Source organism: Desulfofalx alkaliphila DSM 12257 (assembly GCF_000711975.1).
GTDB lineage: Bacteria > Bacillota > Desulfotomaculia > Desulfotomaculales > Desulfohalotomaculaceae > Desulfofalx > Desulfofalx alkaliphila.
Genome location: NZ_KL544001.1, coordinates 21,810 through 45,760, shown reverse-complemented (window position 1 = coordinate 45,760; position 23,951 = coordinate 21,810). Strand labels below are relative to the sequence as shown.

Below are 23,951 nucleotides of genomic sequence, written 5' to 3'. Positions count from 1 at the left end.
TAGAGCAAATTTCAGAGATTATTTAGTTAGTTTAAAGCAAATTAAAAGGGCGAATTACCTTCCGCTGGGGGTAATTCGCCCTTTCAATCTACCGGTTTATCATTTCAATAATCTTCGGTTTTTGCTGCAGTCCCTTTACTCGCTCCACTTCTTCACCGTTATTGAAAAGTATCATTGTCGGATAACCTGATACTTCATACTTCTCTACAGCCTCTTTATTGACATCAAAATCCAAGGTTACAATTTCTACCCCATCAACGTCCTTGGCCACATCTTGTAATACAAATCTTAACATTTTACAGGGGCCACAGGTTTTTGAATAAAACTTAACTAAAACCTTACCTTCACTGATCACCCGGTCCAATTCTGCACCGGTTACTTCTCTAATGGTAACCGCCATTATTTCTCACTCCTTGTTTTAAATAAACTATTTTAATTTTTCTACATATTTTGCCACAGCTTGTGCAGCTATGGCACCGTCACTGCAGGCGGTGATAACTTGCCTCAGGTGCTTACTGGTAATATCACCGGCCCCATAAATACCGGGTACCTTGGTGGCCATAAACTCATCAGTTTCTATGTAGCCATACTCGTTTAAAATACCCAGATCCTTAAAAGCCTCAGCAGTGGGCTGCAAACCAATGTACTCAAAAGCACCGTCCGCCTTAACAATAAGCTCTTCCCCGGTTTTGGTGGATTTTGCCCGCAAACCCTCAAACTTTTCTTCGCCTAGGAATTCAATAATATCGTGGTACTCGTAGATTTTAACGTTTGGCAAAGCTCTCAGCTTATCACAGGACGAGGGATCTGCGGTCAAGTCAAATAAAGTAACAAGGGTTACTTCCTCTGCCAGGCTTGCCAAGTAAATTGCTTCTTCAACAGCGGAGTTTCCGCCGCCAATGACAATAACCTTTTTATCCCGATAGTGAGGGCCATCGCATATGGCACACCAGCTAATACTGGTGCCGGCAAAGTCTAATTCCTTAGGCACTCCCAGCATTCTGGGTTTTGTACCGGTGGCAATAATTACAGCCTTTGCCTCAAAGGTTTGCCCTTCTTCACAGATGAGCTTTTTCAAGTTGCCTTCTGTTTGTATCTTTGTTACTGTACCGTAGTCAAAGTTCACCCCCAGCTCTTGGGTGTGCTCAAACATCTTGATGGCCAATTCAGCACCATTGATAGTCCCCATGCCGGTATAGTTTTGAATTTCAAAGGTGTTAACAATTTGCCCGCCCGGTGCTAACTTGTCTAAAAGCAGCACCTTTAAGTTTGCTCTGGCTGCATAAATTGCAGCGGTCATACCGGCCGGACCCGCACCAATAATTGCCACATCATATGCCATCCTTATCCCTCCTTATTTGGATAGAGCATTCATTCAGACTTGAAAATGACTCTTCATGCCAATAATATATTTATTTGAAAAAGCACTAAGATTTATGCTTAGTGCTTTTTCTTGCAAGCTTATAGCTGAACAGTTACCCCTGTGTCATACTTATAATCATCAACAATCAAGGATATCTTAAATTCACCTGACAAGCCCTCTGTGCTGATAGGAAACTCCACTGCACGGTCGTCAGCTTCTTGGAAGGTACCTACGCACATTGCCAAGAATGGACGCTTGGTGGTTGGAATAAAGTAACTATGGGTTGTGTCACCTTCCAATTGCAGCATTACCAATTGTCCCTTCTCAAAGGCTGCCTTGAAGATAAGTCTGTCTACTTCCTGTCCAATTCTGACATTGTATTTTTCCGGAACGGCACCGCCAGGTTGAGTTGGAGGAATGGTGGTGAACTCCTCGGTAACTCCCAAGCTGCCAAGCAGTTGGCCCTTACCCCAGGTCAATACATCCTTATCACTGTACAGCTTTACTTTTTCGGCACGGTAATAGTTGCCCGGCAGATGCATCTCGTACATCACCACGTCGTCTTTAACCTCTACAGTGATGGAATTTAGTTCCACTTCACTTTCATCACCCAGTACCGGCGGTTCATCACAGTATTCTCCGTCCTTCTTACCGATACCACCGGAGTGAATCATATAGTGACCCTCGTCGTAGTATTCTACGTTACAGATATAGCAAGAGAAAAATTCCGCTCCTCTTTCTTTACCATACTGCCATACCTGCTCAATTTCCATCTTTTCAGTATCAATTCTATATCTTACACCGCGGGAGAAGTTGTCCTTGGCCGGAATATATTTTTCTTTCACTTTTGCCCGGTAGTGACCGTTGTCGAAGGCCATGATGTCACCGTCGGGTAATACAATACAAGCGTGCTGCTCATACTGCCAGTCAAAATCTCCGTCGCCCACCGGCTTAAAGAAGTACTTGTCAACAAAGTCCTGGGGCCAGCCCTCTGGGTCGCCGATAACCCAATTCAATTCACCGGTATCGTAGTCAATGTTGATAATGGCGTCCTGGTGGCGTCCGGACAAGGTTAAGGTATGAGTCTTTTTGTCGTACCAAACGGCATTGTTGTGGAACCAGTCATGGGCATCCTGGCTGCCGGAGCCGCCCACATCCTGGGGCAGTACCTTTTGGTAGTCCCATCTCTTTAAAATTTTCCCGGTTTCGCGGTCAACCAATACGCACATATCCTCAACGGTACCCCTGGCCAGTTCTTGGGTTAACATTATCAGGTTGCCGTCTTCCATTTCAATACAGTCGTGGTGGTAACCGTCAGGCAGGCGATATTCTTTATAGATTTTGCCAATCATGCCCATCTCATAAACCCCGGTCACGTGATAGGGTGGGGTAACCAAACGTTGGGTTCCAATGAGCAGACGGCCGTTTTTAGATCTCTTGAGGTCCCAGCAAAGGCCCATGGTAGTATACCAGCGAACGTCTCCTTTATAATCATAGCCTGTTACCAGTACGTTAGATGTGGGGGTAACAAACATAATGTTATCTTCAAAATATTCAGGGGTGGTGTCGATTTTGGTTACCGGTTTAACTTTATCCGGCGCCGGCTCTGTTTTAATGCTAAGAACAGTTTTCTCTCCGTTGGATAGGGCTAATTCCACCCGGTTATCGTAGTCGGCGTAAAGACCATAAACAGGAATGGTGTGCTCAGTGGCTTCCGGAAATTCAAAACTAATATCGCCGGCTTTTTCTTTGCCCTTTACAGTAATGGTTACCGCAAGGGGTTCTGCCGTTTTAAACATTACCAAGGCAGTTAAGGGTGCAATTAGATATGGATTTAGCTTAACATAAGGGTTGTCGAATGTATACTCCCCTTTTTGATATTCAGCCAAAAAGGCTTGTTCGGCTTGGTATTGTTCATCAATAATGTGGTCAAACTTCTTAAACTTTACCGTCATATGTTTTTTTCCTCCTTAATTTTTATTGTTATTGTCTGCTTATTCACATGGTCTATTCTTATGTTTTTGTTAATTTATATAAATTATAACTAATTACCAGTTAGCAGGCTTGTAGTCTGGATTACCATAGCGCTAAAAATTTCACATTATTATGCAGTATTTTTTCTAATAAAACAGTCCCAGCCAGTAATAGTTCACCGCTAGAACAAGAACCGATAGGGTGATAATTGTGGGTACACCGTATTTATAGATATCAGCCGGTCTCATCCACTCCTTATTGGAGAACAGCAACAGCCCCGCGGGAGATGCAGCCGGTGTCAAAAAGGCAATGGCACATGCGGCAATAATTAAGTAAGAAACTTGTTCTGCATGCATGCCATAGGTCTGTGCCACCGATATACCCACCGGCATTAATATCATAGCCACAGGCATATTTGCCAATACGTTAGTCAAAACAACGGTCAGTACAACAATGGCCGCCAAGAAAAGACCCAGTGACATGCCGTCAAAAATCGGCAGCATTGTCTGTGAGATAAATGCAGTAATACCTGCTGCCTCACTGGTTAAACAAACCCCAATAGGGATAATTACCACAATCATCAGTATCATGTTCCAGGATATTCCCCTACCGGCAAGTTGGGCAAAGTTAAAAACAAATTTACCATCTATCCTAATTAGAGACAGGACAATAAATAATACCAGGGTAATTCCAACATAGCCCGTACTTTTAAGGGCTTGGGTAATGGCCAAACTTTCCGGCAAGAAATTTGGCAGCAGCAATGCGGTGACAAATGCCAACAAGGCCGCCAGCGCTATTTTTTAGTGGGAGTTAATTCTAAGTCTGCATCGTTTATAAAGCTGTCGTCCATGTTTTTTAAACCACTGACATCAAGGCGGTAAACAAACTTGCTCAACAGTAAATATGCGGCAATAACCACAAGGCCATATGGCACAGTGAATGTAATATACTTGGCCAAATCTATGGGAGCGCCAACGAGGTTGCCAAAGAAGGCCAAGAGTACGATGGAGTTAGTTCCCCATGGCATAGCCGTTAAACTAAGTGCCCCCATTACCGCTACACCGAAAATAACTACCGTCGGGAACTTATCATAGGGTTTAAACCCAAGGCTTTTAGATATGCTGTACACAACTCCCCATACCAGGAATATACCGACAAATATGTTAATCAAGCTACAAATTAAGTAAGCAACCAAAAGAATCATGAAAAACATGCGCCATGGGTGGCCCTGCAAAAATTTTCTTTTCAACATCCAAGCAGCAATAAACTGACTGACCCCTTGTTCTTCCAAAAATTTAACCAAAATGAACATTAATACAATAAACAAAGCAGTTTCGGTACCCCAACCGGCAGTGATGAAATCTTTAAAGGGTATAACTCCGGTGGCCGGTATTAACACAAAGGTTAATAGGCTTGGCCATGTTTCGGAGCTTACACTCCAAGCATAAACTGCAGCAATAAAGACAAAAATAAGTTTCATGCCAATGTCTGTGATGGCACCCATAGGCGGCATAAACCAACCAATTGCAACAATAACTAAATAAATGGCTACTTTCGCTAATTCTGAAAAACCTTTCTTACTCACTTGTTTGGTCATTTATTTTTCCTCCAATAATAATATTATTGTCCTTTGCGCCGCGCTCTTTGTCATCAAGATTGCAGAAAGCTATTGTTTTGCTTTTCACAACATCCTTTTAAAAAAACTGCAGTTTTCAGCTTAAGCTACGGTGATTATACAATGCTCAATAATTCAAGGCGTGTAGTCTTTACTACAACCAAGTGCTTTTTTTTATTTTTTATCGCCGGTTTTTTTTGTAAATAAAAAAGGAAAAAGGCGTGTCGCAAGATAGCTAAGAAGCTCTTTGCAACAACGCCCAAAGCTTGTCCATATAAATGCTAATACTTAGTTAGGTACTCTTCCAATTCCCATGGGTGCACCTGCATGCAATAACGTTCCCACTCTATCTGTTTTGCTTCCACAAATCTGTCCAGTACATGGGGGCCTAAGGCCCTCTTTATCACTTCGTTCTTGTTAAGCTCGATCAAAGCATCACGCATATCTTGGGGCAAGCGGCCAATGCCCAATTTTGCCCGCTCTTCCTCTGTCATTTCGTAAATATTAAAGTCACAGGGGGCCGGCGGCATTTTTTTATTCCTTATACCGTCTAAACCGGCGCTTAAACATACTGCCAATGCCAGGTATGGGTTACAAGACGGATCGGGACTGCGCAGCTCAATGCGGGTAGACATTCCTCTTTTGGCCGGAACCCTAATTAGGGGGCTGCGGTTGCGCGCAGACCAAGCAATATAAACAGGCGCCTCATAGCCGGTTGTCAAACGTTTATAGGAGTTAATTTGCGGGTTGGTAATGGCAGTGATGGCCTTAACATGCTCCATGATGCCACCCACAAAATACAGGGCGGTATCACTTAATTGATTTGCTGTGGACGGATCATAGAAAGCATTTTCATTGCCGCGCATTAAGGACATATTCATGTGCATCCCTGAGCCCGCTTCCCCAAAAATTGGTTTGGGCATGAAGGTGGCGTGCAGACCGTGACGCTGGGCAATGGTGCGCACAACAAATTTAAAGGTAACTATTTTATCCGCCACATCCAGGGCATCGGAAAATTTAAAGTCTATTTCATGCTGGCCGGGGGCCACTTCGTGGTGGGAAGCCTCTACTTCGTAGCCCATTTCATCCAACACCAACACCATATCCCGGCGGGCATCTTCACCCAAATCAACCGGGGTCATATCGAAATAACCGGCCCGGTCGTGGGTAACGGTGGTTGGCCTGCCGTCAGCATCCACATGAAAGAGGAAAAACTCTGCCTCCGGGCCCACGTTCATGGTGTATCCCATATCTTTGGCCTCTTTTATAGCCCGGCGCAATACGTAACGGGGATCACCAATAAAGGGAGTGCCGTCGTAGTTGTAAATGTCACAGATTAACCGTGCTGTGGCTCCGTCCCGGGGCTGCCAGGGAAATATCAAAAAGGTATTGGGGTCCGGCCGCAGGTACATATCCGATTCTTCAATGCGCACGAAACCTTCAATGGACGAACCGTCAAACATTAGCTCGTTATTTAATGCTTTATCCAGCTGTTCTACAGTTATGGCCACATTTTTTAATACCCCAAAAATATCTGTAAACTGCAAACGAATAAACTTTACATTGTGTTCTTTACATAAAGCCCTTACATCATCTGCCGTATATTTTGGCACCGCGCATACACCTCTCTTAATTATTTCAAGCATTTTATATGGTTGCCTAAATTATAGACAGTATAAATAAAAAAGCCTCAACGGTAATGCAAAGCAAAAATCGCATTGCCGCAAGGCCCCTTTGTCTAGGCACTGCCATCCCATGGCAGTATTATGTATGTTAAAAGCCCTGTATATTATAGCACAGGCCCTTTAGATTGTCAGCCCTTTTGCCATGGGTAAAATAAGCTATTTTTCTTTATGCAAATACTGCCGGAGTGTGGTGATACTGCGCATTTTTTCATCCCTCAATTGCTGACACATTTGGCGGGCGGTAAGGTCAGTAGCCATGGCCATGGCCCCCTTATATAGCCTGTGGCTGTTATTTTCCGCCACCGGTAACATTTGAAGCCAAGGTTCCCTCTTGTCCCTTGCGGGGTTTTCTTCGATGTAAATCCAGTATTCTGCCAGGGTGATTGCGGGTGCACTGTTCAAGTTCTTGTAAAATTTTTTAGGTTTACATCGGCAGTTTTATCGCAAACCATGCCAGTGCAATGACTAGCCCCCCTTGCAAATTTGTCACTACATATATTAATTGCATAAACAGCCAAATACATAGGCCCGACATTGAAAAAATCCCTGCCGGGTATTACCTTTACCCAGACAGGGATTTCTATTAACAGACCTATTAACACAGGTGCTAGATTACACCCTGTGCTTTCATTGCTTCGGCAACTTTTATAAATCCGGCTATGTTTGCACCGGCAACCAGGTTTCCTTCGGCGCCATAATCCTTGGCTGCCTTAGAAGCGTTATTATAAATATTCTGCATAATTTGCTGCAGTTTTGCATCAACCTCTTCGAAGGTCCATGAGTATCTCATGCTGTTTTGGGTCATTTCTAGGGCAGATGTGGCCACACCGCCGGCATTGGAGGCTTTAGCCGGCCCAAAGAGCACCTTATTCTCTTGGAAAACACGAACGGCCCCAGGGGTGGAGGGCATGTTTGCCCCTTCGCTTACCGCCATTACACCGTTGGCAACCAAGAGCTCAGCTGCCTTTTCATCCAGCTCATTTTGAGTGGCACAGGGCAGGGCGATGTCGCATTTCTCTGACCAAATATCGGAACTTACATTTCCTACTTTAGTGCCCGGCTGAGAATACTCGCTAATCCGTTTTCTTTCCACTTCCTTTAATTGTTTAATCAAGGGTATGTCTAAACCGTCCCTGTTGTAAATGTAGGCACTGGAATCAGACATGGCAACAACTTTACCGCCCAATTGGGTAACCTTTTCCGCAGCGTAAATTGCCACATTGCCCGAACCGGAAATAATTACTTCCTTGCCTTGAATGCTTTCTCCCTTGCCCTTTAACATTTCGTTAACAAAGTAAACCAAGCCATAGCCGGTGGCTTCTTTCCGCACCAGCGAACCGCCATAGGTTAAACCCTTGCCGGTGAGCACACCCTCAAAAACATTCTGCAGGCGCTTGTATTGACCAAACATATAGCCCACTTCCCTGGCCCCTACGCCAATGTCACCTGCGGGCACGTCGGTGTCTGCCCCAATATGTTTTGCAAGCTCAGTCATAAAACTTTGGCAGAAACGCATTATTTCCATATCGGATTTGCCCTTGGGATCAAAATCAGCGCCGCCCTTACCCCCGCCCAGGGGCATTCCGCATAGGGAGTTTTTAAATACCTGCTCGAATCCTAAAAACTTAATAATGCTCAAATTTACTGAGGGATGGAATCTAATGCCGCCCTTATAGGGTCCAAGGGCAGAGTTAAACTGTACCCTAAAACCTCTGTTTACGCGGACTTTTCCATTATCATCCACCCAGGGTACCCTAAAAATTATCTGCCTTTCGGGCTCTACAATTCTTTCTATAATACCCAATTCACGGTATTCAGGGTTTTTTTCTAAAACCGGCTCTAATGTTTCCAGCACCTTTTCTACCGCCTGATGAAATTCAGGTTCGTTTGGGTTCCTTGTTTTGACCTCTTCTAAAACTTCCGACACATAACTCATTCTTTTACCTCCAGTAACTATTAAATAAATACACTAATACTATTCTAGCTTTAGAAATTAGAAAAAACAATAATAATATATATAAGTACCACATTTTTCATGCAGTAAGTTGTCATAACTTACTTTTTCATTCTGTATAAATTAACACTGTATGAATTTAGGCAGGGTAAAACACACATTAAACAAAGGAGGATATATATGGCTGGAAGGGGAAAAGTTAAGAGGTTCTTTCCCGGCGGCAACACATCCCTTGGCTTTTATTCTTATTATGACTATGTCATAAAACCCTCTGCCACACGGATGATAATTATAAAGGGAGGGCCCGGGGTTGGTAAGTCCACAATAATGAGATGGATTGGAGAAGAAATGCTAAACCGGGGATATGATGTTGAATTTCACCACTGTTCTTCTGACAGCGACTCCATAGACGGTATTGTCATTCCCGCCATCCAAGTGGCCATGGTGGACGGCACAGCCCCGCATGTAACAGAACCGAAAAATCCCGGTGCAGTGGATGAAATACTTTACCTGGGCGACTATTGGAATGAAGACTTACTGCGCAAAAATAAAGACAAAATTATGGCCGCCAAGGCCCGGGTCAGCCGCTTGTTTAAAATTGCCTACTGCCAGTTGGCAGAGGCCAAGGTGATCAAAGATGAGCTGGACAGCTACTACGACGAGGCAAGCAACTGGGCCATGGTGAACGGGACAATTCACGAAATTGCTAAATCCATTTTCAGTAAAGCCGACCTTCAGTTTAAAAAGATACCTGAAGAAAGGCATCTTTTTGCCACCGCCTTTACTCCCAAGGGCAAGGTGCACCACCTGGACAGCATTCTACAGGATGTGGAAACCCTGCATCTAATCACCGGTGAAGCCGGCGCCATTGCTTCTCACATGGTTGGCACCTTAGCCCATGCCGTTAATATCCATGGACTGGACAGCGAAGTTTACCACTGTGCCTTGGAACCGGAAAAGGTTGACCTGGTGGTGGTTCCATCCATCAAGCTTGCCATTCTAAAAGAAATCCCCGGCATTAGCTTTAAACCCCAGGACCTTCCGGAAATGAAGCAGGTGAAAACCCATGACCTGAACCAATTTATCGATCAGGATCTACTGACTGTTTACGATAAGGAAATAAGGTGCTGCAATGAAAGGCTACATGCTGCCATCTGCCGGGCATTGAGCTACATTGCCGCTGCCAAAGCCGAGCATGACCTAATGGAAAAGCACTATATCCCAACCATGGACTTTGGGGCCATTAACGCTAAACGGGATGAAATTCTACGGCGGATATTAAAATATGCAGAAGAATTTATCTAACAGTTAAGGAAGGCACCTTAAAGGGGTGCCTTCTTATCCTTAAATTGGATAAGGGCAGGTGTTTATTGAGATACTAATAACCGTAGTTTACTGGGAGACAGAAGAGCACTAAAGTATACCGGAGGGCTTGGAAATTGAAGGTGGCAATTATAGGTGCAGGAATTTCCGGCTTGGCCTGTGCCCATGAGTTAGAGCGTCATGGGATTGAGCCGGACATCTTTGAGCAGAGAAGCAGTTCAGGGGAATTGTTTTCCCATGTGGGGGCGGCCATGAAGCTCTTCATCCGTCCCAAACGGGATCCAATAGAGTACCTAAAGACGGAGTTTGGCATCAGGCTAAAGCCCTTAAATAAGTTGAAAACGGTGCAAATGAACATGCCCGGTCTACAAAGGGATGTTTCCGGCGACCTCGGTTATTTTCTGTTGAGGGGGCATAAAGAGAATGCCGTTGAAACCCAATTATCCCAATTGGTTAAGACAAAGGTACAGTATAATGTAACCGCCGATTATGAAGAAGTAAGTAAGCAATATGATCATGTGGTGGTATGTACGGGAAACTATCAAGTGGCAAAAAGCCTAGGGGTTTGGGATAATTTGTTTCATTCTGTGCTTCGCGGCGCCGTCATTTTGGGACAGTTTGACGTTAATACCCTACACTTTTGGTTTAATAAAAAGTATAATGATACCGGTTATGCCTATTTAACACCCTTTAGTCAAGACATGGCATCGGTGGTATTGATTGTGCGAAACATTGGCCCCGAAGAATCGGACGATTATTGGCACCTCTTTTGGGAAAACTCAGGACTTAAAGACAGATGTAAAATTATAGAGAACTTTAACCTGGAACACACCTCCGGCTTTGTGTATCCCCATCAGGTGAATAATATTATACTGGCAGGTAACGCCGGAGGCTACCTGGAGCCCTTATTTGGTTTTGGTCTTTTGGCTGCCGTCAGATCAGGCGTGTATGCCGCCCAAGCCATAGCTGAGGGTAAAAACTATGAAAAACTTTTGGAACCCCTAAATATCGATATTAGTCGTTCAATACTGCTGAGGGAGTATCTCAATATTGCAGGTAACAGATCTATGACTTTGGCAACCCGGCTTGTCACCACGCCGGGCATAAAACAGGTGATTTATAACAGTAGAATTGATGTTTTGAAGTATGGAAATTGGCTGTTAAAGGCCCTTGATAAAATGACGGGGGAAAGAATATCAAGGCAGTAGAGCAGTGGTAAAAAGGTAAAAGCAGCTAATTATAGAAGCCGCTTTTTTTTCACAATTGACAGTCCGGGCACATTGTTAATGGGGTTCTGCCACCGTTTGTTTTTTTCTTTTTCCGGCCAACAAGACACCGGCTATAATAACCGCTGTCAAAGACCACTTTAACCAGGGGTAAGACTCTGCCAAGGGGCTTATCAGAGGATCGCCAAAAATCATTTTTCCGGCGGTAAAGGCCAGCACCCCTGCCCCAAAGTAAATAATTACGGGGAATCTTTCAATAAGCCTGATAACCAAAGTACTGCCCCAAACAATTATGGGCACACTTATTAACAGTCCCAGTACCACCAACAAAAATGACCCCTGGGCGGCACCGGCCACCGCCAGCACGTTATCTAATCCCATTACTGCATCGGCTATAATTATATTTCTGACGGCTTGTATTTTTGATGAAGCAGGTGCCACATCGACCTTTTTTTCGTCTGTTAATAGCTTATAGGCTATCCAAATAAGAAGTAAGCCACCCGCAAGCAGCAAATAGGGTATTTTTAACAACTGCACCACCAAGAGCGTAGCAGCCACACGAATTACTATTGCTCCGGCGGTACCTAAAATAATCACCTGTCGCTGATTTTCCCTGGGTAAGTTACGGGCAGCCATGCCTATAACAATGGCATTATCCCCGGCCAAGACCAGGTCTATCACAATAATTGAAAATAAGGCCGTAAAAAATTCTACCGAGAACAATTCCAACATCAATCACTCCAACTTTTGTACAGTGAATACACCATAGTGTTAGTACATTTATGGCTGTAAAACTTATTTCTTACTAAAAAGTTTTTTTCTTTACACTATATATCAGGTAGACAAGCAACACCAGTAGTCCGACGGCAATGGTGAAATACACGAACTGCGGGCCGGTTAAAAATTCTTGGGCGGCCCTTCCCATGTAATAAATTATTAACCCTTCCAGCACAAATCTGGCACTTCTGCCTATTACAGACCACAGTATCAGCTTGCTCAAAGGGGTTTGCAAAACCCCGGCTGTTATGGTAATCAGTTTGTAAGGTATGGGCGAAAAGGAAATTATAAAAATGGCCAGGGAACCATGCCTTAACATTAGTCTTTCCAACCTGGCCACCTTTTCAGTCTTAAACATTCGATATACCAAGGGACGGCCACCAAAAAGGCCGATCAGGTAGCCGACGGCACCACCCAAGACCGAGGCCAGCACTATGATCAGTGCATACCATAGGGCCAGGTGTGGATTAGCTAACCCCAGAGGAATAAAGACAAGCTCCGGGGGAGCAGGCAAAATAAATGAATCGAGGAAAGATATTATAAATAAACCTACGATACCAAATTGATTAATAATATCTACAAATTGCCCCAGTAAGGAGACCACCTACTTTATTTATTTTAACCGGAAGTTTTTTTGCTAGGCTTATTCTTTGCCATTTTTGTGTTACAGAAACCCATCATTAAATCTTCATCAGCCGGATGCTCACCGGATTGGTTTTCACTGATGTCCTTGCTGCTTGTTCTTTTTTGTGCGCTCTTATAAAATGCTAAGAATCCAATATAGGCCAGCAGGGCCACCAAGCAGGCATTAATAAAGCTGCCCAATAGATATGCCGTACCCAAATGGGTAAAAAAATCTACTATTTTACTGAAAAAAGATAAATCATATGGAATATCCATTTGCTCGGGCGGGGGCTCTGGGCTTTTTATTAGCATGGCACCGGTTTTATAATTTAGTACATAAAGAAACGGCGATACCGATATGAGCAGTATGCCGGGCAGGGTAGCGGCCAATATATTTAGCCTTAATAGCTTTGCCAGCACAGCACTTAAAAATATATTCATACCGGGCAGGGGTAACAGGGCCAGCCCAAAACCCAAGGATAAACTCTTAGCTAATTTATAAGGGCAGTCTTTAAGGTTTAAAATTTTTTTAAATGCCTCTATTGTCTTCTTGAAGTCCACCTATAACCACCCTTTACTAAATGCATATGTTTTATGAAATCTGTTAAATCTAAGCCTTTCCGGTGATATTTGTGCAAACATCTACAAAAAAACCCCCAAGCTACAGTATAACATGAATAACAAGTAAGAAAACACCCTTTTTGGCTCATTTGCCACAATAGGAAAACGAAATTTTTGCCAACAATCAAGGGGTAATGTAAAATAACACCTTAGAAGGGAGGACTGTATATGCCCGCCGACAAGTGCTGGTTGTGTAAGGCCACTGCCCTGCCAATAGCCGAGGGCCGGCCAGCTTATTATCAATGCCCCAGTTGTGATTTGATATTTATTGACCAAAATTACATATTAAGTCAGGATGAAGAAAAAGAAAGGTACTTGTTCCATGACAACAGCTTAGACAACAAAGGGTATGTAAGTATGTTTAAAAGCTTCATTGATAAGGCCGTCACACCTTACGCCGGCGGTGTGAAAAAGGGCCTTGACTTTGGCTGCGGGCCCGGCCCGGTCTTAAGCAAACTTCTTTCTGACAGGGGTATAGAAATGGAGCACTACGACCCCTACTTCTATAATAATGTGAAGTTTGACGGGAAAGAATACCATCTAATAACTGCCACTGAAGTTTTTGAACACCTGCGCCGTCCCGATCAGGTGCTGCACTTTTTAAAAAAGCATTTGGCACCGGAGGGGATATTGGCCGTAATGACCCTTTTCCACGGCAACAGCGACTTTACAAGCTGGTGGTACAAGCTGGATCCAACCCACATTTGTTTTTACAGCCATAAAACATTCCACTGGATAGCAGAGCATTATAACTTTAGTATTCTCTATCTTGACAGCAAAAATATTTGTGTTCTGCAAAATTCTTGTTAACCCCATAACCATTGCCCCGGCCATGTTTTAATCTCCTATTAATTGGAAATAATGTGAATAGCAGCACCGTAAGGAGGTTAAACCATGAGGAATTTCTTAAAAGAATTACTGGAAAGATTAAAAAGACTGCTTAACGGACCTAAGGAAGTGGAATGTCATCCCCTATTTGCTGCTGCCAGGGCCTAACCTTTGGGTTGGGCCTTGGCAATTAAAGGGTACAAAAAAACGGAGCCTTTAAGGCTCCTATATGTTTTGACTAGTCATTTATAAGGTATTTTTAATTCGGTGACAAATACGTATTTTTCACCCAGTTAACCGGCTAGTTGGTATCTAATTTGTTAACAGCTAAAATAACAAAAGGTAAGGTTAGAATATAGGCTACCCACAGTACTCCTGCTTCCATGATTTCACCCCCTTCTAATTATTATTCTGGATAAAGCCCTTAATACCTGCTTAGTATTAATAATTTTCTATAAATTTCGCTAAAGCATCTTTGAAAGGGGGCACAGTGGCCGCCGCCACAATGTGCCTTAGCTTGTATTTTATCTAAAGTATACAACCAAACAGTGGTACATGTCCAGTTTTTAATTATAAAAGTCTTTGCCGTTTATGTGATGCAGCTGCATTGATGTGCAACCGGGGCGGTTTAAGCTAATCTTCTTCTTCAACGGTCCACTCTTCCTGCCAGCCCATTATTTTACTAATCCTTGCCGATTTATTGTTAATAAATGCGGTGGCAAATTTATCAGCATCCCTTTCTGATTTTTCATCGTCTTCGGTGAAAATGTTTTTTATACCCTGATACCTGTGTCTAAGCTCATGGGCCAGGGCATGTAACGAATACAACTGTTTACTGTGCAGATCATCGCCGTCGTCCTTCTGGGCAAAAATGCATATATAAGCGGTGTCTGTGGCTTCATCATATGCACCCTCCAGTTTGCCAAAAAACTCTTCAAAGGAAAAATTATGACATTGGCTGTAAAACTTAAACAAATCTGATCGGCTTTCATATATCACAATTCTAGCCGGGCGGTAGTCTTTGCCCATTAATTCAACAAAAGCTGTTATTTGTTTGTTGGTGATAATGTTTTGCCTGTTAATGATTTTCAAAATGATGCAACCCCTTTGTTTTTATATTATAAAACAAAAGCCGCTATCGTAATAGACAGCGGCCATTTTTCTAAAAAAAATTGCAAAAATAAAAAATCCCCACCGCAAAGGTGGGGAAGACACAAAAAGTTATTCACGTTTATCATGGATTCTTATTATAATCGCCTTGCTAAAAAATATACAAAATTTATGACACAAAATGACACTCTATCTAAAATAATTTACCCCTGCTTCAAAGATTTTTTGGTCCTTTTCTCCGGGCACGTTTACTGCCACCCGGCTGCCTATTCTCTCGGAGTGGCCCATTTTACCCAGCACCCTGCCGTCGGGGCTGGTTAATCCTTCAATGGCGTCATAGGAGCCGGTGGGGTTGAACCTAAGGTCGTTACTGGGCAAACCGTCAAAGTCCACATATTGGGTTGCAACCTGGCCGTTTTTCATTAATTTTTCAATAAGCTGCCCCTTGGCCACAAACCGTCCCTGTCGGCCGGACAGGGCAAGGGTGTGCACATCTCCCAACTCCACATTGTTAAACCAAGGAGACAGGTTAGAAACCACCTTGGTTTGAACCATGGTGGAAACATGGCGCCCAATTATGTTATCGGTCAGGGCGGGGCTTTCCTCTGTTAAGTCAACAATTTCCCCATAGGGAACCAGTCCCAGTTTAAGCAAAGCCTGAAAACCCCTGCCAATGCCCAAGATCAATCCGTCCCTCTTGTTTAGCAAGTCCATCACCGCTTCTTTGACACGGGGAATTCTAAACATGGCCACACTGAATGTGCCGGCGTCGCCGGGCAGCATGATAATTTGCGCTTGGCCAATTCTTTTCACCATTTCATTAACAGAGTACTCCACCTCTGCCGGGCTAAGGTTTCTAATTACCATGGTATCCACCACCGCGCCGGCCTTTTCAAAATGCGGTGCACAGTCAAACTCACCGTTTGTGCCGGGGAATACCGGTATAAACACCCTGGGCTTGGCCACAGCAGTGGCGGGTTTTTTGGTATTTTTACCGTCATACCGGGCGGCCCTTGCCTTTGCCTCTGCCACCGCCGGCACCTTTGTGGGAAAAATGCTTTCCAGCGGACTTTCCCAGTGGGCTAGGGATTCTTCGATACTTATTTCAATGCCGTTTACAGAAATGACCGGCTCTTTTTGGGTGTAGCCCAGGATTTGATACTCCACATCGCCAAAGATTTGTGGTAAATCAAGGCTCCTATCAATCTCCAGCAGCACAGAACCATAATCTGCAGTAAACAAGCGGCTGACGTCAACAGGATTTGCAAAGCGAAAGCCTATGCCGTTGCCAAAGGACATTTTACTAATTGCCGCCGCCAAGCCCCCTACCTTTACGGTATGGGAAGCCAGCACTTTACCGGTGCTTATCAGCTCGCTTATTTTCGTAAAGTTTTTCTTCAGGGCCGCAAAGTCAGGCAAGAGGTTTTCATCCCGGGCCACCGGAAGCAGCACCACCTGGCTGTCGGTACTCTTAAACTCCTGGGATACCACCTGACCGGCGTCCACAACATTTACTGCAAAGGCAACCAGCGTGGGCGGCACATGCAAGTCTTCAAAGGTGCCGGACATGCTGTCTTTGCCGCCAATGGCCGGTATACCCAGGTTCTTTTGGGCCAAAAAGGCCCCCAGCAGGGCACTGAAGGGTTTGCCCCAGCGCACCGGGTCCTTACCCAGCTTTTCAAAGTATTCCTGCAAGGTGAGGCGAACGCTCCGGTAGTCCCCTCCCAGGGCCACCACCTTGGTAACCGCCTCCACCACTGCATACAAGGCCCCGTGGAAGGGGCTCCATGAAGCCAGCTGGGGGTTGTAACCATATGTCATGACGGTGGCAGTGGAGGTCTCTCCCGAGAGCACAGGCAGTTTAGCCACCATTCCCTCTGTGGGGGTAGCCTGATACCTGCCCCCAAAGGGCATTAAGACGGTGGCTGCCCCAACGGTGCTGTCAAACCTTTCCACCAGGCCCCTTTGACTGCACACATTTAAGTCCTGTAAATTGCCCAGCCAGGCCCTGTGTAAATCGGGCAGTTCCTTGGCCACCCCTTCCGGCAGCACATCAAAATACGGCTCTTCTTCCCGGGGTGCTGCCACTGTCAATTTTACCCTTTGTTTAATGCCGTTGGTGTTTAAAAATTCCCGGCTCAAATCCACAATGGCTTTGTTGCGCCAAAACATCCTTAACCGGCCATTGGCCGTTACCCTTGCCACCACGGTGGCCTCTAAGTTTTCTAGGCGGGATTGTTGAATAAATTCTTGGGCATGGGCTGCCGCCACCACCACCGCCATGCGCTCTTGGGATTCTGATATGGCCAGTTCAGTGCCGTCCAGCCCCCCATACTTTTGCGGTATCACATCAAGATTTATTTCTACGCTGTCGGCCAGTTCACCGATGGCCACCGATACACCGCCGGCACCAAAGTCATTGCACTTCTTAATCATCTTGCTGACTTCGGGCTTTCTAAAGAGCCTTTGTAAATATCTCTCCACGGCGGGGTTGCCCTTTTGCACGTCGGCACCACAGGTGGTGAGGGACTCTTCGGTGTGTTCCTTGGATGAACCGGTGGCCCCGCCGCAGCCGTCCCGTCCCGTTCTGCCACCCACTAAGATGACCACATCACCTTCTGCAGGTGCCTTTCTGACTACATTTTCCTTGGGCGCAGCGGCAATTACCGCCCCCAATTCCATTCTTTTGGCAATGAAGCCCTCATGATACACCTCTGCCACCTGGCCGGCGGGAACGCCGATTTGATTGCCATAGGAACTGTAACCCTCCGCCGCCTCGGTGGTTATCTTGCGCTGGGGCAATTTGCCGGGCAGGGTATCCTCAAGCTTGGCCCGGGGATCACCGCTGCCGGTAACCCGCATTGCCTGGTATACATAGGACCTGCCCGAAAGCGGGTCCCTAATGGCCCCACCCAGGCAGGTGGCGGCACCGCCAAAGGGCTCTATTTCAGTGGGGTGATTGTGGGTTTCGTTTTTAAACATCACCAGCCACTCTTCCCTGCTACCGTCAACATCAACATCCACCACAATACTGCAGGCATTGATCTCATCGGATTCATCCAAATCATTTAGTAAGCCCTTTTTCTTCAATTCTTTCATGCCCATTAAGGCAATATCCATGAGGCAGATGTCCTTAGGGCTTTCCCCGTACACATAATCCCTGGAGGCAAGATATTCCCCATAGGCCTTTTCGATGGGCCCGGTGTAGCGGGCCTTTTCAATTGCCACATCCTCTATTTCAGTGAAAAAGGTGGTGTGGCGGCAGTGGTCAGACCAGTAGGTGTCAATGAGCCTTATTTCAGTGATGGTGGGGTCTCTCTTTTCGCTGTCACGAAAATACTGCTGGCAAAACAACAGGTCTTCAAGGCCCATGGCCAGCCCATAATCTTTCAAAAACCCTTCCAATTGCTGGGGTGTTTTTGCAATAAAACCCTCCAACACTTCCACATCCGCCGGCACTTCTGCCTCCAGATCTAAAGACCGGGGTTTTTCCAGGGACGCCTCCCGGCTTTCCACCGGATTGATGCAGTATTCCTTTATTTTGGCAAACTGACTGTCAGATATATTTCCCTCCAGGATAATTACCTTGGCAGCCAAAACGGTGGGGACTTCCTTTTGGGTTAGTATTTGTATGCCTTGGGCTGCAAAATCTGCCTGCTGATGGTACTGCCCCGGCAAATATTCCATAGCAAAGACTCTTGCACCATTATTTAGGGGTAAATGCTCGTCATATACCATATCAACGGGCGGATCGGAAAAAATTATGCTTCGGGCCCGGTTGTATTCTTCGTCGCTTATCCCCGACAGGTCGTAGCGATCTACCACCCGCAGCCTTTCTAAGTTTTTAATGCCCAGGTTCTTCTTTAAATCCTGATACAAGTTTTGGGCTTCAAAGTCAAAACCCTGACGTTTTTCCACATAAATTCTTCTAACTTGGTTATTCAATTTTTGATTGCCCCCTGTATTTTTATTTACCCCATTATTGTACAGGAAAAGTAAATTTTCTCAAATAGCTTATCTCAAGTGTTTTTAGAAAAAACAGAGGATAAGAACCACCTATATTTTAACCGCTGTACCATAAACAATAACCTCTGAAGCCCCTTGGGCAATTTGACTGCTTGCGTAGCGCACCCCAATCACAGCATTGGCCCCCTTGGCCCGGGCCTCCCTAATCATTATTTCTTCCGCCTCTCTCCTGGCACTCTCCAGCAGATCGGAATACTCTTTCACATTGCCGCCAAAGAGCATGCGGATGAAGGCCATAATGTCTTTGCCCAAATGCCTTGTTTTCACGGTACTGCCCTTGACCAAACCCAATACTTGATACTCGGTATTAATTTCTGTTGTGGTTAATAACATTTATAATCACTCCCCAAGATAAATTATAATTCCTTTTTCTCCAGTGCCCGCAGGCCCAGATAATAAATTGCGCCGCTTATCAAGAGCATTGCCAGCAGCGGCATCAGCCATTCATCTTGGCCTAGGTAGATGGGCCAGCCCCTCATGTGCACAAATACCGACAAAAAGGCTGTGCTGCCAAACCATCCCGGTATTGATATGACAAAGGCGGTAAGGGCCGCTGCCACCCCGGCCTTAATTTGGTCATCAAAGACCACCGACCAGTAAACAGCAATGCTGTAGATTACCAAACTGCCGGCAAAGGCCATGGGTATCCCCGTTAAAAAGCTAAGGGAGAGGGCTTCCCCATAAAACTGCGACGCCAACCAGGCAGCAAAGGTGGAAACTGTTATTACCAATGCCAAACCCAGCCCACCGGTGGCGTACTTGGTAAAAAATATCTCCCTCCGGGAAAGGGGCTTGGTAAAAACAAATGACGCAGTGCCCCTGCCCACTTCTCCGGCAATGTTAGACATGCCCAAGATAATGGCAAAAAGCACTAAGCTTTGGTAGAAGGTCTTGCCGTACCAGTTGGCCCAGGCATAGAGGGCAAAATCCTCCATCATGGCGCCCATTAATTTATTGGTCAATTCAGCTTCCAGGCCGGTTAAAGACTGCAGTAGGTCCCCCAGCCACTTAAAAGATAAGAATAAGGTGCTGCCAAAGGCCAGCAGCCAAATCAATATTACCGCATACTTCCAGCGATTTTCCATCAGTTCTTTTTTAATCAGCGCCTTATAAATCATCTGTCGACCCTCCTATCGCCGGCATGCTCTAAAAAGATATCCTCCAAATCCATATCGATCAGTTCTAAGGCAAAGTGGGGTAATTGCTGCAGTCTTTGGTAGATATCTTCAACATTTTCTGTCACCGTCAGCATATAACTTTTCCCCTGGCGTTCAACTCGCCTTACCCCGGTCCACCTTTCAATATCATCGGGAGCTTCCCCCTGAAACACCACCCTTATGCGTTTTTCGCTAAGCACCAGTTCAGCAACCGGCTTTACCGTCAGTAATTTGCCCCTATTAATAAAAGCTGCGTAATCGGCAAAGCGCTCCACCTCACTTAATTGGTGGGTGGCTAAAAATACGGTGCCCCCTGCCGCCACCACATCCTCAAACAAGAGCGAATAGTAGGCCTGCCTTTTAACAGGATCAAATTGGGTGGCCGGTTCATCTAAAATAATTAAATCCGGCCGGGGACCCATGGCCAGGGCCAGGGCAATGGCTGCCTTTTGCCCCCGGGATAGGTGCTTTGCCTTTGTTTTTTTAGGAATATCCATCAAATGAAATATCTTTTCCACCAAACCATCATCCCAGCTGCTATACAGGGATTTACATAAGCGCACCAAATCAAGGGCATTCAGGTAGCCATAAAACTCCGGGTTATCTGGCACATAGCCCACCCTTTGTCTCACCTTGCTGTCATCCACCCCTTGACCCAAGAGCCAAACTTTACCGGCAGAGGGTTTTATTAGGCCCAGCAGCATTTTTATGGTGGTGGTTTTACCGGCACCGTTAGGCCCTAAAAAGGCAAAGACACTTTCTTTGGGCACACTTAAATCCAGCCCTGAAACTACCGTTTTCCCCTTATATTTTTTACTGAGCTCAGTGGTCTTAATTGCATAACTATCCATTGGGCCGGCCCCCTTTCTGCACTTTTTCTTCTAACATTTTATTTAATAAATCCTTTACCTTTTTTTCATTTAGCTGCAGCTCCTTGGCGGTATTCACCACCTCCTGCAGCAGGGGTGTAATTAATTTTATTTTTGCATCATCCAGCATTTGTTGGTTAAACTCTGACACATAATAGCCCATACCCGGCCTACTGTAAATCAAACCTTCCCTTTCCAGATCGCCGTAGGAGCGGCGCACGGTGATGATACTGACCTTGGTGTTTTTGGCCAGCCGGCGAATGGAGGGCAGTTCTTCATCGGCCATTAATTCCCCGGTTAATATTCTTTTTCTAATGCTATCAATTATTTGCTGATAGGCAGGTTTAGGACTGTTTTTTATTATCGGTATATACATTAGATTTATCCCCCACCCATTATACTGTGTATTCTCTATATACACAGTATAAGCGCCCCGGAGCGCCCTTGTCAAGCAAAAAAGACCGACTGATGTCGGTCTTTTTAAAGCATTTTCTATTTACAATCTAACATGGCACAGGTTTGACATTGGCTAACCAGTTGTCCCACCTCAAAGGTGCGGCGGAAGCGGGCGTAATCCTTTTGGCACCATATATCCAATAACTTATCATCTCGCACATTGCCAAAGGTTAAGGGTTGGTAGGCATAGGCCAGGGCTTTATCATGCTTTAAGGGTATGTTAGAAAACACACAGGGCGAAACGTCGCCGGAGGAGGAAATGTACAGTGCCCGCTGGATGTTTTCTGTGCACCAATTAAACTGCCCACTGACATTTCTTTTGCGGTAGTGAATGCCAATGCCGGTTTCCCCTGCCTGCTTAACCATAGCGTCCAGGTATTTTGCTACACTGCTGCCTTCACATAAGAGCAGTGACTCTTCTTCCAAGAGGGGGGTGGGAACAAAATCTAAAGTTTGTATTTCCACCTCATTTACTCCCAAACCCTTGAGCAGCTTTGGCAAATCCTTGGCACTTTCCAGGTGGGAGGCCAACAGCATATAGGCAATGTTGATTTTGGGATAGGCTGAACCGGCCTTTTCTTTGGCTTTATTAATCAGTTGAATGTTATTAAGTATCTGTTCAATATTGGTACCCACCCGGATAGTATCATTCTTTTCATCGGTGGATGCCAAGGGAATGGTAATAAGATCCAGGCCGCTGGACACTATTTTCCGGGCCTTAAGTTCGTCAATTAACATGCCGTTTGTGGTGGTACCCACGTAGCAGTCCATCTGCTTTGCCAGCCTTACCATTTCAAAGAAATCCGGGTTGAGAAAGGGCTCTCCCCAGCCCTGCAAGTAAATCTGCTTGGTCTTTTTAAATACCGGCAGCAGCTTTTTATAGGTGTCCAGTTGCATTTGCCTGTTGATCCAGGCATCGCTATAGACGGTGCGGGGACAGTAGACGCAGGAAGCATCACAATAGGTAGATACCTCCACCTGCATCCAGTCCAGGGACCAGCTTACCAGGGAAAAGATTCTACTCATCAAACTCATTGTTCATCCCTCCATAGGCCATTTTTGCCAAACCTCTAGTCGAATGGAGAGTATGCTTATAAATATCTTTAATAATATACATAGAAACTGACTCTCGTAACTATAATAACATGATCTGGCAATAGGGGAAAGTCAGCTGTATGTCAAAATTATCTTTTTTATTAAATTTTTTGCTTGTCCACCGGCCATTGAGCAATTAATACTTTAATTTAAAGGGCTGACATCAATAATTTTCCAGCGGTTCCCTTCCTCCACCAGGTAAAATTTTTGTTCACCCATTGTTTCCGCAGCGCCGGATTTTTCTTCCAAGGACACATACCTTAAAGTAACAGCAAAAACATCGGCTATACCCTTAAGCTCCCCCAGGTATTCTGTAATGGGCCGTTGGATAGACCAGGGTTTCTTTTCCTTTTGCATCCACTGCAGGTTTTTCCAGGGAAATTGCCCCTTTTCATTGGCCCGGAGAACTTGCCTGGCCCCGCCCTTATCTGTCTTTTCCCATTGCCCAACATATCTTTGGGCCTTTTTACTCCCCTCCTGATAGTCTTTTATAAATTCCACAACCGTCCCTTCGGGGTTGTACCGGCGGGAGTAGCCTAGGGGCCCATTAAAGGCGGTATACAATTCCACCTCAAAGTTCTCTGCCGTTTCTTTTGGGCCCTCCTGCCCTTCCCGGTGGTACTGCACATCCAGGTGGGTAATCCCATCGACGTCCGCATGGGCTGTGGCGGTAAAATAACTGAGCTTGCCGCCCTCTTCCACATCCAAAGTAAAACTGTCCTCTTCAATAACCAGATCTTCATTGACGGTGACGGTAAACCGGGGCGGCTGGGTATAACCCTCGTTTAAATAGGCGCCCGCTACTTCTATGCGATAGCCCTCTGTTTTTTGATAGGGACGGCTGTAATAGGCGGCAATGGCACCGGCGGCCTGAAAATAGCCTTCGGCCACCTCCCCCTGTAAGCGGTGACCCAAGGACCACAGGGGGCCCAGCCCAGCCATGCCTTGGTAATAACCGGGCGCCCTTTGCCAGTCATAAACACTGATTTTTTTAATCTGTACCCCTAAGTTTTGGGCTTCGTCCAATTGCCAGCCCGGTATTTCCACCGTTCTGGCAACAACCCGGTGGTGAAAGAAAAATATAAGGGTGATTACCAACCAGATGGCCAAAAGGGCCAGCAGTAGCTGTAGCCACAGGTTATTTTTTATCAGGCTTTTGTAATTCACCATAGTTAACCCCCACTGTTTTAAGGTCTAAAGGTGCTACTATATAAAGTTGGTAATTTTAAGCCGGTTTATACTTAAAAT

At 45.3% G+C, this 23,951-nt stretch carries 22 protein-coding genes; 3 read left to right on the top strand and 19 right to left on the bottom strand.

All coding sequences use genetic code 11. The features are described from left to right. Positions 1-88: 88 nt before the first annotated feature. The 8 genes from BR02_RS0113375 to gdhA form a co-directional block, all read right to left on the bottom strand. Positions 89-400, bottom strand: a complete 312-nt coding sequence (locus tag BR02_RS0113375) for a thioredoxin family protein (protein WP_031517904.1) — start codon at positions 398-400, stop codon at positions 89-91. Positions 401-427: 27 nt separating this feature from the next. After that, positions 428-1,342 carry an NAD(P)/FAD-dependent oxidoreductase gene (locus tag BR02_RS0113370; protein WP_031517903.1) on the bottom strand — a complete coding sequence of 305 codons (915 nt, stop codon included), beginning with the start codon at positions 1,340-1,342 and terminating at the stop codon, positions 428-430. Positions 1,343-1,461: 119 nt separating this feature from the next. Further along, positions 1,462-3,318, bottom strand: coding sequence for an aryl-sulfate sulfotransferase (locus BR02_RS0113365; RefSeq protein ID WP_031517900.1), 1,857 nt, complete (start codon positions 3,316-3,318; stop codon positions 1,462-1,464). A 165-nt stretch (positions 3,319-3,483) separates the two neighbouring features. Beyond that, positions 3,484-4,098 (bottom strand): transporter permease, encoded by a 615-nt coding sequence (locus BR02_RS14965; RefSeq protein WP_169738632.1) that lies wholly within the window; start codon positions 4,096-4,098, stop codon positions 3,484-3,486. Positions 4,099-4,130: 32 nt separating this feature from the next. Further along, positions 4,131-4,934 (bottom strand): SLC13 family permease, encoded by an 804-nt coding sequence (locus tag BR02_RS14960; RefSeq protein ID WP_051688332.1) that lies wholly within the window; start codon positions 4,932-4,934, stop codon positions 4,131-4,133. Positions 4,935-5,233: 299 nt separating this feature from the next. Beyond that, entirely contained in the window at positions 5,234-6,565 is a 1,332-nt protein-coding gene (gene glnA / locus BR02_RS0113355; RefSeq protein WP_031517898.1) for a type I glutamate--ammonia ligase, read from the bottom strand. Positions 6,566-6,793: 228 nt separating this feature from the next. Then, complete coding sequence (locus tag BR02_RS15700) at positions 6,794-7,039, bottom strand: hypothetical protein (protein WP_031517897.1); 246 nt, start codon at positions 7,037-7,039, stop codon at positions 6,794-6,796. Positions 7,040-7,244: 205 nt separating this feature from the next. After that, the gene (gene gdhA / locus BR02_RS0113340) at positions 7,245-8,573 is read right to left on the bottom strand and encodes an NADP-specific glutamate dehydrogenase (RefSeq protein WP_031517894.1); all 1,329 of its coding nucleotides are present in this window, start codon (positions 8,571-8,573) and stop codon (positions 7,245-7,247) included. A 198-nt stretch (positions 8,574-8,771) separates the two neighbouring features. Between gdhA and BR02_RS0113335 the strand changes: the two genes are divergently transcribed. Continuing rightward, positions 8,772-9,896, top strand: a complete 1,125-nt coding sequence (locus BR02_RS0113335) for a PRK06851 family protein (RefSeq protein ID WP_031517892.1) — start codon at positions 8,772-8,774, stop codon at positions 9,894-9,896. Between the two features lie 140 nt (positions 9,897-10,036). Then, complete coding sequence (locus BR02_RS0113330; RefSeq protein ID WP_238442483.1) at positions 10,037-11,122, top strand: NAD(P)/FAD-dependent oxidoreductase; 1,086 nt, start codon at positions 10,037-10,039, stop codon at positions 11,120-11,122. Between the two features lie 75 nt (positions 11,123-11,197). Here BR02_RS0113330 and BR02_RS0113325 read toward each other — a convergent pair whose 3' ends face one another. From BR02_RS0113325 to BR02_RS0113315, 3 genes are all read right to left on the bottom strand, one after another. Then, a complete protein-coding gene (locus BR02_RS0113325) occupies positions 11,198-11,869 on the bottom strand; it encodes a TerC family protein (protein WP_031517888.1) in 672 nt (223 codons plus the stop codon). Positions 11,870-11,945: 76 nt separating this feature from the next. Continuing rightward, positions 11,946-12,521, bottom strand: a complete 576-nt coding sequence (locus tag BR02_RS0113320) for a YqaA family protein (RefSeq protein ID WP_051688331.1) — start codon at positions 12,519-12,521, stop codon at positions 11,946-11,948. Positions 12,522-12,535: 14 nt separating this feature from the next. Beyond that, on the bottom strand, positions 12,536-13,102 hold the full coding sequence (locus tag BR02_RS0113315) for a DUF2062 domain-containing protein (RefSeq protein WP_031517883.1): 567 nt from the start codon (positions 13,100-13,102) through the stop codon (positions 12,536-12,538). Positions 13,103-13,330: 228 nt separating this feature from the next. Between BR02_RS0113315 and BR02_RS0113310 the strand changes: the two genes are divergently transcribed. Then, positions 13,331-13,972, top strand: a complete 642-nt coding sequence (locus BR02_RS0113310; RefSeq protein WP_031517881.1) for a class I SAM-dependent methyltransferase — start codon at positions 13,331-13,333, stop codon at positions 13,970-13,972. Positions 13,973-14,623: 651 nt separating this feature from the next. Here BR02_RS0113310 and BR02_RS0113295 read toward each other — a convergent pair. The 8 genes from BR02_RS0113295 to BR02_RS0113260 form a co-directional block, all read right to left on the bottom strand. Then, the gene (locus BR02_RS0113295; protein WP_031517879.1) at positions 14,624-15,082 is read right to left on the bottom strand and encodes a hypothetical protein; all 459 of its coding nucleotides are present in this window, start codon (positions 15,080-15,082) and stop codon (positions 14,624-14,626) included. A 207-nt stretch (positions 15,083-15,289) separates the two neighbouring features. Then, complete coding sequence (locus BR02_RS0113290) at positions 15,290-19,045, bottom strand: phosphoribosylformylglycinamidine synthase (RefSeq protein WP_031517877.1); 3,756 nt, start codon at positions 19,043-19,045, stop codon at positions 15,290-15,292. Positions 19,046-19,156: 111 nt separating this feature from the next. Next, positions 19,157-19,459 carry a YbjQ family protein gene (locus tag BR02_RS0113285; protein ID WP_031517875.1) on the bottom strand — a complete coding sequence of 101 codons (303 nt, stop codon included), beginning with the start codon at positions 19,457-19,459 and terminating at the stop codon, positions 19,157-19,159. A gap of 23 nt (positions 19,460-19,482) precedes the next feature. Beyond that, a complete protein-coding gene (locus BR02_RS0113280) occupies positions 19,483-20,244 on the bottom strand; it encodes an ABC transporter permease (RefSeq protein WP_031517873.1) in 762 nt (253 codons plus the stop codon). Beyond that, positions 20,241-21,134 (bottom strand): ABC transporter ATP-binding protein, encoded by an 894-nt coding sequence (locus BR02_RS0113275; RefSeq protein WP_031517871.1) that lies wholly within the window; start codon positions 21,132-21,134, stop codon positions 20,241-20,243. The genes BR02_RS0113280 and BR02_RS0113275 overlap by 4 nt, the downstream gene beginning before the upstream one ends. Beyond that, positions 21,127-21,528 carry a GntR family transcriptional regulator gene (locus BR02_RS0113270; protein ID WP_031517869.1) on the bottom strand — a complete coding sequence of 134 codons (402 nt, stop codon included), beginning with the start codon at positions 21,526-21,528 and terminating at the stop codon, positions 21,127-21,129. Before BR02_RS0113270 ends, BR02_RS0113275 begins: the two co-directional genes overlap by 8 nt. Before the next feature lie 116 nt (positions 21,529-21,644). Further along, positions 21,645-22,643 carry a radical SAM protein gene (locus BR02_RS0113265; protein WP_031517867.1) on the bottom strand — a complete coding sequence of 333 codons (999 nt, stop codon included), beginning with the start codon at positions 22,641-22,643 and terminating at the stop codon, positions 21,645-21,647. Positions 22,644-22,847: 204 nt separating this feature from the next. Beyond that, positions 22,848-23,870: a hypothetical protein gene (locus tag BR02_RS0113260; RefSeq protein WP_207641038.1), complete on the bottom strand. Its 1,023-nt coding sequence runs from the start codon at positions 23,868-23,870 to the stop codon at positions 22,848-22,850. Between the last annotated feature and the right edge of the window lie 81 nt (positions 23,871-23,951).

Coding starts and splice junctions, on each gene's coding strand:
- BR02_RS0113280 (WP_031517873.1), bottom strand. CDS start 20,244: ATGATTTATAAGGCGCTGATTAAAAAAGAACTGATGGAAAATCGCTGG.
- BR02_RS0113270 (WP_031517869.1), bottom strand. CDS start 21,528: ATGTATATACCGATAATAAAAAACAGTCCTAAACCTGCCTATCAGCAA.
- BR02_RS0113365 (WP_031517900.1), bottom strand. CDS start 3,318: ATGACGGTAAAGTTTAAGAAGTTTGACCACATTATTGATGAACAATAC.
- BR02_RS0113285 (WP_031517875.1), bottom strand. CDS start 19,459: ATGTTATTAACCACAACAGAAATTAATACCGAGTATCAAGTATTGGGT.
- BR02_RS0113335 (WP_031517892.1), top strand. CDS start 8,772: ATGGCTGGAAGGGGAAAAGTTAAGAGGTTCTTTCCCGGCGGCAACACA.
- BR02_RS14960 (WP_051688332.1), bottom strand. CDS start 4,934: ATGACCAAACAAGTGAGTAAGAAAGGTTTTTCAGAATTAGCGAAAGTA.
- BR02_RS0113370 (WP_031517903.1), bottom strand. CDS start 1,342: ATGGCATATGATGTGGCAATTATTGGTGCGGGTCCGGCCGGTATGACC.
- BR02_RS0113310 (WP_031517881.1), top strand. CDS start 13,331: ATGCCCGCCGACAAGTGCTGGTTGTGTAAGGCCACTGCCCTGCCAATA.
- BR02_RS0113265 (WP_031517867.1), bottom strand. CDS start 22,643: ATGAGTTTGATGAGTAGAATCTTTTCCCTGGTAAGCTGGTCCCTGGAC.
- gdhA (WP_031517894.1), bottom strand. CDS start 8,573: ATGAGTTATGTGTCGGAAGTTTTAGAAGAGGTCAAAACAAGGAACCCA.
- BR02_RS0113375 (WP_031517904.1), bottom strand. CDS start 400: ATGGCGGTTACCATTAGAGAAGTAACCGGTGCAGAATTGGACCGGGTG.
- BR02_RS0113275 (WP_031517871.1), bottom strand. CDS start 21,134: ATGGATAGTTATGCAATTAAGACCACTGAGCTCAGTAAAAAATATAAG.